Consider the following 14,068-nt stretch of genomic DNA (forward strand, 5'->3'; position numbering starts at 1 on the left):
TTGAGAACTGTTATAAAGGACAAAAATTTTTGGTAACCAAAAAACAACCCAAACCCCGCAAAAAATCAGGCAAAATAAAATCATGGCGTTGTCATCTACGCTGTGACTTCACCAAACCCAACGACACCAACACCTACATTGAAAGGTGCAGTGTCACTGTCGGCTTATCCAACCTTGCCAAAGCCAAGGAAACCTACGACTTACACGATGCGATTGCGGATTGGTTAAAGGAAGTTAGAGACGAAAATGGTTATAGCAATGATTTTGTAATGGCAGTTGAGAGGTGGGAGCCGATAAGGTAAGATCAATGACTAACTAACAATAGTAAGGATAATGCGTATGGACAATCAACAAAATAAAATCAATGAAGCTTACGAAATGATTAAAGACGGTATGCCAAGGTCAGTTATTGCAAAAATGTTAGGTGTGACTGAAAACGAAATAGATCATTTGCAGCGAGTGGTTAAGTGGTAAGCATTAATGACCAAGAAAAAAGATCTTAACAAACCCAAATATGATGAATTTGTCAAATTCAACCTTGAGCAACGAGACATTGCCGAGCAACTTATTAGGCAAGTATTGCCGCAAGAGTTATCTAATCTTGCAGAGTTTGACAAAATGCAGCTTGAACCCAGTGAGCATATTGACCCCGAGCTTAGAAAGTTAATTAGCGATGTGCTTTGGAGTATCCCTATTAAGGGCAAAAAAGCCTATATTTATCTTTTGATAGAGCATGAAAGCGGTTTAAAAGGGCATGATCTTTTGCCTTTTAGATTCCATAAGTACGTGATAAGGATAATGGAAAAGCACTTAGCTAAGGGCAACGACAAGTTACCTATTGTTATGCCGATCTTGCTTTATCATGGTACAAAGGAAAAGTACCCGCATAGTGTCAGTATTTTTGATTGTTTCGAGAGTAAAACACTGGCACAGAAATATGCCTTTAATGATATACGGCTAATAGACCTAACCGTGATGAGTGATGATGAAATTGCCAAACAAGGGTTTAGGTTTTTCTTTGAATTGGTGCTAAAATACGCAAGAGATAAAGAACTTGCCAAGAGATTAGTAGCGTTATTGGAATCACACCCTGAACTTGCTAATTATTTTGATGGTAAAGATTTTAAGAAAGCGTTTGTTAATTTGCTTATGAGTTTGGATTTAGATTCAGAGTATGTAGCAAGTGAGACGTTAAAGAAATTAGACAACTTAACAGGGGTTGATATTATGACTCTAAGACAGCAGTGGGAGCAAAAAGCAGAAATGCGAAAGGCACAGGAAACGGCACGTAGTATGCTCGTTGAGGGTTTAGCTAGTGATTTAGTTATCAAGTGTACTGGACTCGACCTTGATACGGTGCTTAAGCTTAAAAAAGAAGTGGACAGCAAAACACAACACTAATCCATGAAGTCAAATTTTAAAGTCAAATGTGACCGATGCAAACGTGCCAGGGATTCGGTGAAGCGTATTTGTATCGGGAGCCACAAACAAGGTTATCGTTACTTGATGTTATGCTTACGCTGTCGTTGGTTTAGGTTATTTGAGGTTTTAGATAATCGATCATGGATACGCTAACTTTCAACGCAACCTACGTTGCCTATTTTCTTTTACTTGTTGCAGTGAAAAATTTGCTGAGCCTGAAATATAATCAAAAGTGGTTGGTTTTGTCTGATGTGTCAAGGTTGGTGTTATAAGTCAATGGGGGTTTTCCGAAACGAGCGCACACACTCCCATTAGTACGTACTATGCTATCACAATTTAAAGATTTTGACCAGAAAAAACTCTGTACACGAAGAAAAATTTGCAAATTGCTGCTTGAAGCGTTATTTTTTCTTGATTTGCACAACATGAAAAAGCACCTCAAACAGCTGACTAATAGTTTAAAGGAAATTTTTAACTGGCACAAATCAAGATTAGATTGTTTTGCTAATCTTCTGGTTAGCTTGATCTCACGACAAACCGTTAATCTTGCGCATTTAGCAACTCACTTTGCAAGAAACACCAAAATCGAGTCTAATTATCGACGCATACAGGGATTTTTTAAAGATGTTGAGTTTGATTATGATGCTGTTGCAAAGTGGAGTGTCGAGCAAATGCTCAGCCAGAAGGCAAAGTTCTATCTTGCGTTGGACAGAACCAATTGGCAATTTGGTAGTACAGATATCAATATTCTTATGCTCTCAGCAGTCCATGAAGGTGTAGCTATTCCATTGTATTGGGAAATGCTGCCGCATAAAGGTAACTCTAAGTCTGAGGTGCGTATTGACTTGGTGAAGCGTTTCATTGAGCAGTTTGGTACAGGGCGCATAGCTGGCATTTTAGGAGATCGTGAATTTATCGGAGAGAAATGGCTAAAATGGTTGGATGAAGAGTCAATTCCATTTGTTGTTCGTGTAAAGCAAAATCAGCTGACCACAAATTCCCGAGGACTTGAAGTGGATGTTTCGGCACTGTTTTATGGTGTCAAAACACATGAAATTAAAAGCATTGAGGGCAAAAGGAAGTTCTCAGGGCTTGATGTCTACTTTGCAGGTACAAGAGATATTAATGGTGAATTATTAGCTGTTGTTAGCAATTCAGAAACTATTGAGCAGCTAGTTTCCACTTATGGTATGCGCTGGGAAATCGAGAGTGCGCCGCAGGCGCACAGGTTGGAGGTTAGACATGAAGTAAAACTAAGAACTTGTGCATAAGCTCTGTAGGAGATGAAGGCAGACCCTTCGAAGTCGACTTCCAGAGGTAGGCTTCAAACCACTTCAAGTGGCTGTTATTAAGAGTAATTGGTCATGAGCATTGAAGTAAAGTGCGAGTTATCAACTCGGCAGGTGTGGATCAGAAAGACGAATAGACCTGAACCATTGTTGACGCGTCGTAATCCAGAGAATTGGCATCAAAACCAGAGGCGTTTCCATACTCTGGGAAGAGTTTACCGGAGATCTGGTTACTGGGTAAGCGGTGTCCGGCGTATAGATGGCGTGATTCTGATCTGGGCTTCTACAGGGAACTGCGGGAACCAGTCGTTTTGATGTTAAGGGAGAAGTTCAAGTGAGTAAAGTCATAAGGGCGAGAGTACCAAAGCAAAGCACTGGGGCGGAACAACTCGTAGTAGTGATGAAGCTACTGTAATGGTAGTGGAGCGAAGGGGTTGTGTTAAGCAGTCGGATTGAATATTCAACTGAAAGATCAGGAGGAAATATTGGAGAAGACAAAACCATTCAACCTACCTAAGCAGTTATTTGTAAAGGCATATAAATTAGTCAAAGCAAATGCTGGTTCGGCTGGTGTTGATAAGCAATCGCTAGCAGATTTTGATAAGAATCTGAAAGATAACCTGTATAAACTTTGGAATCGAATGTCTTCGGGGAGTTATTTTCCTCCCCCTGTGAAAGCGGTACCGATTCCAAAGAAAACAGGAGGTGAGCGGATATTGGGTGTGCCAACAGTAGGGGACAGGATATGTCAAATGGTCGTAAAATTAGTCTTTGAACCAGGAGTTGAATCAATATTTCTAGAGGATTCTTATGGCTACAGACCTAATAAATCAGCACTAGATGCCATTGGAGTCACCCGCAAGCGGTGTTGGCAGTACGATTGGGTTCTAGAGTTTGACATAAAAGGGCTATTTGACAATATTCCTCATGAACTATTGATGAAAGCGGTGCGTAAACACACACAAGAAAAGTGGGTGATTCTTTATATTGAGCGCTGGTTAAAAGCCCCAATGCAAAGAGCCGATGGGAGTATTGTTGCACGAACGTATGGGACATCTCAAGGAGGAGTGATTAGTCCAGTGTTAAGCAACTTATTCTTGCACTATGTCTATGATAAGTGGATGCAACGCAATCATACAGTTACACCATGGTGCCGTTATGCAGATGATGGACTTGCGCATTGCAAAACGGAGCAAGAAGCACAGGCTTTATTAGTCTCACTAAAGGCACGTTTTGAAGAATGTGGTTTAGAACTACATCCCACCAAGACCAAAATTGTCTATTGTAAAGATGGGAGTCGTAAAGGGAAGTACCCAAATAAATCATTTGATTTTTTGGGTTATACCTTCAGGGCAAGGATGTGTAAGAATACGAAACGGCAGAGTCTGTTTATTAACTTTACGCCTGCTGTGAGTAAGTTGGCTTTAAAATCGATGCAAGCGACGACAAGACGATATAATATACGCAATCGAACGGATCTGAAATTGGGTGACATTGCTAAGTGGTACAATCCTGTATTACAAGGTTGGATCAATTACTATGGTAAGTACACAAGATCAGGATTATATCCAATGTTGCGACATTTTAATCTGACGTTAGTGGCATGGGCAATGAGGAAATATCGGCGATTGCGTAATCGCAAAACATGGGCAGCAAAGTTTATGGAAAGGATAGCCGAAGACAATCCATATTTATTTGCGCACTGGAGATGCGGTATGTTGGGTGCGTTTGCTTAATGGGAGCGGTATGAGTTGAGAGGCTCACGTACGGTTACAACAATGTTGCAAATAAATTAGAAATCATGCAAATTCTTTCTAGAAACGTCATAGTTTCACTCCCTGGAAAGAAATTCACTCTTAATACATTTTCATTAGTATCTTCTTGGGAAATAATTTTAATAACTTAAAGTTTGCTTAAATTCACGGAGATATAAAAAATGCAAAAAAAAATGGCAAATATTGCATACCTATGAACCGAATAGATTGGCTAATATTTATTTGACTGATGCCTACGAAAAATTGTTACCTCAAGGTAAATGCAAAATGGAAAAAGATATAAAAATTAAAGAAATTAATCATAGCAGTAAAAAGATTCAAACACCGGAGATTTTAAAATGACTACAGTAGCTTTGTATGCGAGAGTTTCTTCAGAAAGGCAGATTAATGAAGATACTGTATCAAGCCAAATTCAAACTATAAAAGATAGAATTATAGCTGATGGTTTATCAATATCAGAAGATCATTGTTATATTGATAATGGTTATAGTGGATCAAATTTAGTCAGACCTGCTCTAGAAAAACTTAGAGATCAAATTGCTTTTGGCGTGATTGATATTCTGTATATACATTCACCAGATCGATTATCTAGAAAATATGCTTATCAGATGATACTGCTGGAGGAGTTTGGGCAGCACACAGTAAAAGTTGTTTTTCTGAACTATGATGCTTCTGAAAATAACCCAGAGGCAAATTTGTTATTACAAATGCAGGGTATGATAGCTGAATACGAGCGTTCAAAAATAATGGAGCGTCATCGTAGAGGTAGAATTTATGCAGCCAAAAAGGGTTCTATCAATGTTTTAACTACTGCACCATATGGGTATCGCTATATCGATAAGTACACAGGACAAGGTGAAGCTTCATTTGAAATTGTGGAAGATGAGGCTGAAGTTGTGCGTAAGCTATTTTCTTGGATCGGCAACGACAGACTATCCATAGGAACTGCTATACGTGAATTAAAAAAAGCTAATATATTGACTCACAAAGGAAAAGATTGTTGGGATAGAAGTACCATTTGTTATATGCTAAAAAACCCTGTTTACAAGGGGCAAGCTGCGTTTGGGAAAAAGAAAGTTGGTCCTAGAATAAACTACGTTAGACCACGCAAAGATTCATGTGAGCAACCAAAAAGGAACGTTTCTAGATATCGCGTTGAAGAAAGTGAGTGGATTTATATTCCAGTTCCTGCAATCATTGATGAATCATTGTTTGATGCCGTACAAGATCAATTACTAGAAAATAAAAAGAGAGCCAGAGTGCAAAAACAAGGTCAAACGTATTTGTTACAAGGTTTGCTGGTTTGTAAAAGATGTAATCGTGCTTACTGTGGAGGCAAAAGCACTAGATATAACAAGAAGAAAACGATTTACTCTTATTATCGCTGCACTGGAACTGACTCCATAAGGTTTGGAGGAATTAAAATGTGTGATAATAAGCAAGCAAATGCAGAAGCACTTGAAATAGTTGTTTGGGAGGAGGTAAAAAAGCTATTAAAAGATCCTAGAAGGCTATATCAAGAATATCAGCAACGTTTGAATGATAGCAATAAAGCACCAATAAATGGAACTTATTCATCACTCAAAAAACAGGAGTGTAAATTAGAAAAAAGTATTTCTTTACTGATCGATAGCTATACACAAGAATATATTTTAAAGGATGAATTCGAGCCTAGAATAAAATTAATGCGGCAAAAGCTACTGCATGTACAACAGTTATTAAATCAAATCATAGAGAAGCAAAACCTTGAAAAAGATATGGAATTAATTATCTCCACACTAGAAGACTTTAGTTGTAACATTCGGTATAGTCTTGATAATCTAAGCTGGTTTGATAAACGTGATATTCTTAGAAAGATTGTTAAACGAGTAGAGATAAGTGAGGATACAATAAATGTTGTATACAGAGTAGCCAATTTGCAAGACGATAATAAAAACACGCAACATTGTTGTAACCGTACGTACCGTTCTGCGAGGGGCTCGTGGGGAAGTTCCACGGGTCTACTCTCCATCTTTTTCAAGCGCTTAAAGGCAGAGGGTTTAACTTTGAAGATACGCATTTGAAAGACTCAAATAAAATTTCCAAACTCATGGCATTGCTTACCGTTGGTGTAGTGTGGGCACATAAGGTTGGTGAGTATAAAGATGCCAAATTAAAGCCCATCAAGCGTAAAAAACATGGTCGGCTACAGTCTAGCTATTTCCGATATGGCTTGGATATGATTGCTAATGCTTATCAAAGAGCAGCTTTTAGCATAAGAGACTTTAAGCTCTGCCTTAAAATTTTAAATCGACCGCTACAGGAGCTACTAAAATGAAAAAATCATCGTGTACAGAGCAGAAAAAACACCTCAAAAACAGTAAATAAATATCGCTAAAACCCTTATATAATATAGCTTTGCGCTTGCTTTTTTCTGTCACTTTGGTATAATAACCACATGCTTAATTAAGGCATCAACTAACGCTTAGAGTTGTAAAATATTTAAGCAGTTTCACTAAATTTTAGGCAACAAAAAAGGTAATTGTCCAAGTCCGCTAAAACTAAACAATCACCTTTTTAGTAACAGAAGTAAATATAATGTCTAACTCAATAATTGTCAATCATACAGTCAGGGCAATCGCATTTAAAAGTTATTGACATTTAGCAGAAAAGGCATGGAATGATGTTTTTGTGATCACATTTAGATCTTCTGGTCATGTGGTATGAATTATTTACACACTAAAAGTAAAAACATATATAAATGGCAATATAAAAATATTTAATCAATGGTAAAACCGTCTAAAAAATCATCTTAATGATTGCTTAATAAACATAAGTGTACATTAAAAGTACATTTTAAATGCGATTGCCCTGATCATACAGTAGTCGATTTAACCACCAACGACCTTCCCAGTCTTGAGGATATGAAGCGTATTTCTTACGGTGGCGTTAATATGAACAAGGATTTTCAGCGTGAACTAGATGCAATAGGTTCTAAAAGCTATTGTGGAGTGGAACTAAAAAAGGAAAACGGTCAATATATTGAAGATGAAACCTATCGCAAAGAGCTTTTTAATCACATAAACGAAATGGCAAGCTGTTACGGTTACACAACTGAGCAGTGGTGTGAAGATTGCGAGTGCTAAGTACTAATTTTATCCATAAATAAAATCAATACTTATTAAACCGTCGTTTTGTCCAACCGAAAAAGGACACTAGCACAATTTTGTATAGGAAAAATCACAATGGAACAGAACACAATAGAAGTTACTAACCAACAAAACGAACAAACCAACGTCACAGTAACGAAAGACACCCCAACCAATCAATCCACAGTCACCACTGAAACATCATTTAGCAAGGACACGATCAAGCAAGAATTAGCTGAACTTGGCTTAGACGGCTTAGAGTTTGACTATGCATCTTTTCCCATTATCAGTTTAAAGGGCAATGCTTTTGAGATGAAAGCCGACCACGACTATAACCCCAACAGCTTCATTGTTACGGTGATCAAAACCACCGAAAAGCACGTTTTAAGTGACGCAAACGATGACAACTATCACGACGTTAAATACTCCCCTGATGGTATCGTCACAACAGACGGAGAGCCGTTAAAGCACTTTATGACTGAAATGGTAGAGCAGGGCAGAAAACCTATAGTGAAGCGGTACCTCGATGTACTCGTGCAGCTTCACACCAACGATAAGCACAATAAAAAATTAGTGGTGCTATCCATATCCTCGACCAGTGTATCAAGGGTCAGCGGTTTCTTCATGCAGATGAAGCTACAAGGCAAAATAAACCAACTCCAACAGTTAAAAATTCAAGTATCCAAAGGTGAGACCAAGAAAAGCAAAGGGAATCATCAATATCGACTTTGGCACTTTGAGCTAGTCGAACAAGGACAGGAAGCCGCTTAGTTTAAGCGTTTTTTAAGCAATCAACTTTAGTCAAATTTTTAATTTTTAAACGTGTGCTACAGGCACAGGGAGCAAGTTATATGTTTTTTTCAGCAAAAACGAAAAGTAAAAAGAACAACACCAAGCAAAGCAGCCTTAAATCGCGCACAATCAGCGTTATCAAGTGGGATAAGTACCATATTGAAAAATATAATAAGAACAGCGTCAGCGTCGTTAAAAATGGCAGTGACAGTAAAAAGGATACGGTTATATCAATCTTGCCGTATTTGAAGCGTGACGTTAGCAACTTAGGGGGATTTTTAGCATGAGCAACATTAAAAACATTAAAACAGTTTACCCATTAAACGAGATCATAAACAACCTAAGCAACGAGGATTATCACGCAAGTGACCCTATTTCATCAAGCAACTGTAAAGACTTGCTTATCAGTCCTTGGCTTTACAATTACAAACGACAAAACAAAACAGATTCAACGCCCGCAATGAAATTCGGCACAATGTTTCATTCGTTGGTGCTTGAACCTAAGACCTTTGATGATGAATACGTGGTTGCTGATATTCCCAAGCGCAACACCAAGCAAGGCAAAGCGGATTATCAGGAATTAATCGAAACGGTAGGCACAAGGCAGCTTGTTAGTACCGATGATTTTTTACAGGCACAGGAAATGCGCCACAACTTAGCAAAAAATGAATTAGTCAGGACGCTGTTAAGTGGCGGGGTAGATGAACAATCGGTTTTCTGGTTAGATGAGGCAAGCAAGGTAAATTGTAAAGCAAGAGCCGATTATATCAATCTTGAGCAAGGTTACATGGTTGATTTAAAAACCACGTCAAGCTTGGCTGATGATATTAATTTCAGTTTTACCACCAAAAAATACCATTATGACCTATCAGCGAGTTTTTACGTGGACGGATTCAAGCAAGCCACAGGTAAAGACTTTGATTTTTATTTTATCGCAATAGAAACCAACGCCCCATTTAATTATGGCGTTTACAAGCTGTCACAGGGTTTAATTGAACAAGGTAGGGGTAAATACACCCAAGCGTTAGAAATCTTTGCCACGGCAAGGGAAAGGGGCAATTTTAACGTACCTTACAATGGCGGGAACTTGATTGAGTTAGTGGCTTAGTATTGTGAGGTGGTCCACCATCCATAAAACATTATAAAGCAAGGATTATACTGCTAAAAAAAGATAAAAAAGGGCGGATAGTCCGTATCGTAAAAAATAAAGCGGTTGTGTACCTGACAGGAGAAATCGATATAAAAACGCCTCTGTTTATTTATCAACGCCACGTACACACCTTAACCATAGACAAAATTTAAGAGGATTCAAACCATGTTATTCAAAAACAAAGCAAATCAGCCAGAAATTACAACAAATAACACCAACCTTTACCTTGGCGGTATGTATGGATTAGGTAACTACAGCAAAGCATACGCTGTACAGGGCTTTAAGTTAGCCATTTTACGCAAAATTGACCTTAATACCTTATGTGACAGTAGCCGTAAAGAGGTAACTGAACGAATGAATAGACTGCACAAAGAGATTGCAGGAGATATTAAATATCAAGCGGGTAAGTCAGCCGATAGATGTATTGATCACTTTGTGCAAAAGCGTTTGTTTCAACTAAGCCATGAGCTGCCTAACTCAAGATTTGCTGATCATGTTTGGTATAACGTGGAGCCAAGCTATAGGCATGAAGAAATCAGCGATGACAGTTATATCAATTCAGCCATTAACAACGAAAACAAAGGTTTTGCTAGTTTGTATAAACTTATGCTAGCGCGTAAGTTATGGCAAAGCTTAAGTAACGCCGGTTTAGAGCGTATTAACGTTTACACTACCACAGGTAAATATAGAGTGATTGACGGCTATTTGTACTTTGGTGATAGTTTTAATCTTGAATATAACGACAATTACAGTACACAACTTACGTTACATCATACCTACAAAACAGAAGTTTTAGGCTCAGGATTAGAAGTCATCGATAACAAATATTTAACCATCGCCTTAACGCCATACGATAGCATTATCAAAGACTGCCAGATGTACCAAGCCGAGCTACTGAAAGTTAAAAAGATTTTCAAAGATTCCGAGATCGAGCAAGCCTATATTGCCAAGCTAGATGATCACGTGCTGATCGCCAAAAGTCATGATCAGCTCATGCGTAAAGTGATCAAAGCTAAAGAAGTGGTTAAGGACAATGGAAGTCAACCCCAAAATATCCCATCAAACACGATTGCGGCTTAATGTGCATTTAACGTTTAACGCTTAGGTTATACGCAATTGCATTGCCAAAAATTTTATTACTAAGCCATCAGACTTTTCTTATCAATGAGTCAATCACTACGTGATTGACAGCCTAGTTTTAATTTCTTTTTTAACAAGCCCGAAATACCTGTCAAGGGTAAATGGCACGCTACGCGCCCTTGACAGGCATTTCTAAATGGCTTGTTGCAAAAAGGTTGTGAACACACACAAACCGAATAAAAAAAGATATAAGGAGTTAGAACAATGAGAAGCTTAATAACCAATCAACCTGACAATGACGCATGGTTTGACTTTTTTAATTATGTACGGGCGGTTGAGAAAGACCAAGTAGCATCTGCCGATAAAAAGACACCAAAGCGCTTACAAGAAATAAAAAACATGAAAAACATGAAAAACATGAAAAACAACCATGAGCAAGCGGTGCATGTAGTCAATGCAGTGTTAGCGATTAATCACGTCACAAGAGGGTAAAGCGATGCGTATTTTTAACAGTAACTTAGATTTAGCGGTTGATGAAATATATGCCAATACGTCATTTAATGACGGTCTGTATGGGGAAGATATAGAAGATATAGAAAATTTAACAGAGGATATTGCGCAAAATATTTGCCCTATATGTGGTGGGTTGAATTGCAAAGCATTATTTGATGGTAAAGATTGCGGAGGGGTAAATAATGACTAAGCAAAACACCATAAAAAATAAACACAATAAAGGGAATAAACAAAGTAAACAAACCTACAACGACTTTGTAAACGACATTGCCCAAAGCATTAAAGAGATTATTCAAAATGGCGGTGCCACTTGGAAAGATGTTTTTAATCGTGAGGGTTGCGCTAAATTACCAGTAAATGCGAAAGGGAATTTATACAGTGGCGTGAATGTGCTGAATCTTTACATGACACAACTCAAAAACAATTATAAATCTAACCAGTGGTTGACGTTCAAACAAATTAAAGCGTTAAATGGCAGTGTCAACAAAGGCGAAAAATCAAGCCGCGTTTTTTTCTTCACAACTTACGACAAGGAAAAAATAGCGCAAGATGATTTTAAAACTGGCGACAAAATTATCAAAAAAGGTGACACTTACGAAACAACCATACTATGCCCAAAATATTACCCCGTTTTTAATTTGTCGCAAACGACTTTAGCCGAGACAGAAAACACCGTTATTTTTGATGATAACTTACAAAGTATTATTGATGCTCAAGGCATAGAAATTATTACACACGATAGGGGGCAAGCTTGTTATAATCAAAGTTTAGATATTATTAAAATGCCAAGCTCAAAATACTTTGATAGTGAGGACAATTACAAAGCGGTGCTTTTGCATGAGCTAGCCCATAGCACCATGCACAAAAAAAGATTAAACCGCAGTGTAGATTTAAGTTGCAAATTAAGTTACGCCAAAGAGGAATTAGTAGCCGAGTTATCCAGTGCGATGCTAAGCGCACACTTTGGTATCAAAACCGATTTACAAAATCATGCAAGTTATATTGATAGTTGGCTTAGAAATTTGACTGATGAAGATTTTAACGAAGCGGTAAGGCAAAGTACCAAAGTTTTGAATTATTTGCTTGGTGGGCATTTAAAGGCGGTTGGTGAAGATGATAGCAAAATAGAAAAGGTGGCTTAACAAAAAAATAGGAAAATAAAATATAAAAATGAAAAAATGAATTATTTTTAAAAATTCAAAAAAAAGTTATGGAAATAAATATCAATATTTATTTTTTCTTGACAATACGCCTAATAGGCGTATACTATAACGTAACAGATATGGATAGATAGCAAAATGAAAAACATAGTAGAGCTTACACCTGATGCTCAAAAGAGAATTATCAAAATACCAAAACAGATAATTTATAAATTGCGCTTGTGGACGGTACAAGTTGAAAGCCTAGGTATCAGAAAAGTCATGCAAATAAAAGGCTATCATGATGAACCATTAAAAGGTGAACGAAAGGGGCAACGATCCATAAGGCTTAATAAGTCTTACCGTGCTTTCTATCGAAAACTTGATAATGGTGATATTGAAATTATAGAAGTATTTGATATTAACAAGCATAAATACTAGGAGTTTTAAAAATGGCAAATGTAAAAGCAATTAATTTTTTAAATGAGCAATTAAATGAACCGTTAACTTTTGGTGGAATGATCAAAAATATTAGATTAACAGAGTATGAAAACATGACCCAACAGCGATTTGCAGATGAAGTTCTACATTTAAGCAAAACAAGATTATCAGATATTGAAAATAATAGGAAACTTGTAAGTATTTCTAAAGCGATTGAGTTTGCAAAAATATTAGGACAAAGTAAACGATTTTTTGTTACTGTTGCTATACAGGATATGTTAAAACAAAATAATCTTGATTATTCAATAAAGCTAGATAATGAGAATTTATCCGCGATCTAATGCGTACAGATTATTATAAGTTATTATCTTTTTTGTGTTTTACCCAGTCTTTATCTTTAGATAAAACGTATTCCGATGCCTGAATCAAAAAGTCTTGCATAGTTTCAATTCCTGCCAATGTGCAGTAATCATTTATTTCATTTTTTAAATGCTTAGGAAATTTAGCGCTAATGCTAACAGTTTCACTTTTTTTAATAGGTTTGAGTATTGTCATTTTATATTTTACATTTCATTTTTTCTGTATTACTTCATATGATAATACCATATTTTGATAATTTAGATATATGCATTATTTGTATTTTAAATTCATGTCAAAATTTTCTTTATTTTTTCTCTTTAACTTCTCTTAAATATTTTTAGTTTTTACGCTCATTTTTAATGAAGTCGTTGCTATCGCTTTTTATCACGCTTTAAAATTTCATTCAATCGCCATAGGTTCGGCTTGTACAAATAGCAATCTAAATTATAACCAGTTAATTTGACTATATATTAATCTATTATCAATAGCCACTCCCTCACCCCTCAGTAAGCATACACAGTACGCACTGTTAGTGCATTGTGTTCTTGTTGCAAAAAGGTGTGTCATCAACCCCAGTATTTACAAGCATTTCAGCGGATTAATTTTTTAAAAATAAAGTCGAAATTTTTATTTTTCAAACTTTCACTTTCTAATCTAAGTAAAACCAATACAAAATACCAGTGAAAAAAATGGTAAAAAGCAGTACATCAATATAATATATGACATGTAATACGTTGTTAACAAAAAATGTAATATATTGATAACATAAAATTAATACTTTGCTAACAATAATTAATAAATTGCTAACACATGATTTTATAATATAATATGATAATATAATAGTTCATTATAAAACCATGCTATGTAACATATTGATAACATAATCAAATAACACAAAAGGCAAAATCTAGGGGGAAATATGAAATTAGTAGGCATGAGAATAGAAGATGATCTTGCATCAAGACTAGATAAGCTAGCA

At 36.6% G+C, this 14,068-nt stretch carries 17 protein-coding genes and 1 pseudogene; 17 read left to right on the plus strand and 1 reads right to left on the minus strand.

The features are described from left to right. The first annotated feature begins 29 nt into the window (after positions 1 to 29). The 17 genes and pseudogenes from DNJ75_RS11555 (at position 30) to DNJ75_RS11630 (ending at position 13,070) form a co-directional block, all read left to right on the plus strand. Entirely contained in the window at positions 30 to 302 is a 273-nt protein-coding gene (locus DNJ75_RS11555; protein ID WP_117003610.1) for a hypothetical protein, read from the plus strand. 37 nt (positions 303 to 339) lie between these two features. Beyond that, entirely contained in the window at positions 340 to 474 is a 135-nt protein-coding gene (locus DNJ75_RS15735; RefSeq protein ID WP_263479611.1) for a helix-turn-helix domain-containing protein, read from the plus strand. A gap of 6 nt (positions 475 to 480) precedes the next feature. Further along, on the plus strand, positions 481 to 1,401 hold the full coding sequence (locus tag DNJ75_RS11560; protein ID WP_117003611.1) for an Rpn family recombination-promoting nuclease/putative transposase: 921 nt from the start codon (positions 481 to 483) through the stop codon (positions 1,399 to 1,401). A gap of 446 nt (positions 1,402 to 1,847) precedes the next feature. After that, entirely contained in the window at positions 1,848 to 2,693 is an 846-nt protein-coding gene (locus tag DNJ75_RS11565; RefSeq protein WP_157968322.1) for an IS4 family transposase, read from the plus strand. A 503-nt stretch (positions 2,694 to 3,196) separates the two neighbouring features. After that, positions 3,197 to 4,447 (plus strand): group II intron reverse transcriptase/maturase, encoded by a 1,251-nt coding sequence (ltrA, locus tag DNJ75_RS11570; protein WP_117003626.1) that lies wholly within the window; start codon positions 3,197 to 3,199, stop codon positions 4,445 to 4,447. Between the two features lie 377 nt (positions 4,448 to 4,824). Further along, positions 4,825 to 6,549 carry a recombinase family protein gene (locus tag DNJ75_RS11575; protein WP_117003613.1) on the plus strand — a complete coding sequence of 575 codons (1,725 nt, stop codon included), beginning with the start codon at positions 4,825 to 4,827 and terminating at the stop codon, positions 6,547 to 6,549. Continuing rightward, positions 6,495 to 6,629: pseudogene (locus DNJ75_RS15680) on the plus strand (IS4-like element ISLpn9 family transposase); the annotation flags it as partial. The gene DNJ75_RS11575 and the pseudogene DNJ75_RS15680, both read left to right, overlap by 55 nt. Positions 6,630 to 7,389: 760 nt before the next feature. Beyond that, a complete protein-coding gene (locus tag DNJ75_RS11585) occupies positions 7,390 to 7,611 on the plus strand; it encodes a hypothetical protein (protein WP_117003615.1) in 222 nt (73 codons plus the stop codon). A gap of 99 nt (positions 7,612 to 7,710) precedes the next feature. After that, the gene (locus DNJ75_RS11590; RefSeq protein WP_117003616.1) at positions 7,711 to 8,385 is read left to right on the plus strand and encodes a radical SAM family protein; all 675 of its coding nucleotides are present in this window, start codon (positions 7,711 to 7,713) and stop codon (positions 8,383 to 8,385) included. Between the two features lie 80 nt (positions 8,386 to 8,465). Next, on the plus strand, positions 8,466 to 8,693 hold the full coding sequence (locus DNJ75_RS11595; protein ID WP_117003617.1) for a hypothetical protein: 228 nt from the start codon (positions 8,466 to 8,468) through the stop codon (positions 8,691 to 8,693). After that, a complete protein-coding gene (locus tag DNJ75_RS11600) occupies positions 8,690 to 9,514 on the plus strand; it encodes a PD-(D/E)XK nuclease-like domain-containing protein (RefSeq protein ID WP_117003618.1) in 825 nt (274 codons plus the stop codon). Before DNJ75_RS11595 ends, DNJ75_RS11600 begins: the two co-directional genes overlap by 4 nt. Positions 9,515 to 9,721: 207 nt before the next feature. After that, the gene (locus DNJ75_RS11605; protein ID WP_117003619.1) at positions 9,722 to 10,636 is read left to right on the plus strand and encodes a hypothetical protein; all 915 of its coding nucleotides are present in this window, start codon (positions 9,722 to 9,724) and stop codon (positions 10,634 to 10,636) included. 264 nt (positions 10,637 to 10,900) lie between these two features. Next, complete coding sequence (locus tag DNJ75_RS11610; protein ID WP_117003620.1) at positions 10,901 to 11,128, plus strand: hypothetical protein; 228 nt, start codon at positions 10,901 to 10,903, stop codon at positions 11,126 to 11,128. 4 nt (positions 11,129 to 11,132) lie between these two features. Continuing rightward, positions 11,133 to 11,339, plus strand: coding sequence for a hypothetical protein (locus tag DNJ75_RS11615; RefSeq protein WP_117003621.1), 207 nt, complete (start codon positions 11,133 to 11,135; stop codon positions 11,337 to 11,339). Then, positions 11,332 to 12,291, plus strand: coding sequence for an ArdC family protein (locus DNJ75_RS11620; RefSeq protein ID WP_117003622.1), 960 nt, complete (start codon positions 11,332 to 11,334; stop codon positions 12,289 to 12,291). Before DNJ75_RS11615 ends, DNJ75_RS11620 begins: the two co-directional genes overlap by 8 nt. A 156-nt stretch (positions 12,292 to 12,447) precedes the next feature. Then, positions 12,448 to 12,729 (plus strand): type II toxin-antitoxin system mRNA interferase toxin, RelE/StbE family, encoded by a 282-nt coding sequence (locus DNJ75_RS11625; RefSeq protein WP_117003623.1) that lies wholly within the window; start codon positions 12,448 to 12,450, stop codon positions 12,727 to 12,729. Positions 12,730 to 12,740: 11 nt separating this feature from the next. Continuing rightward, positions 12,741 to 13,070, plus strand: coding sequence for a helix-turn-helix domain-containing protein (locus tag DNJ75_RS11630; RefSeq protein ID WP_117003624.1), 330 nt, complete (start codon positions 12,741 to 12,743; stop codon positions 13,068 to 13,070). Positions 13,071 to 13,083: 13 nt separating this feature from the next. Here the strand turns inward: DNJ75_RS11630 and DNJ75_RS11635 are convergent, their stop codons facing one another. Next, the gene (locus DNJ75_RS11635) at positions 13,084 to 13,284 is read right to left on the minus strand and encodes a hypothetical protein (protein ID WP_117003625.1); all 201 of its coding nucleotides are present in this window, start codon (positions 13,282 to 13,284) and stop codon (positions 13,084 to 13,086) included. Positions 13,285 to 14,068 lie beyond the last annotated feature (784 nt).

The sequence above is a fragment of the Cysteiniphilum litorale genome (assembly GCF_003428165.1).
GTDB classification, from domain to species: domain Bacteria; phylum Pseudomonadota; class Gammaproteobacteria; order Francisellales; family Francisellaceae; genus Caedibacter; species Caedibacter litoralis.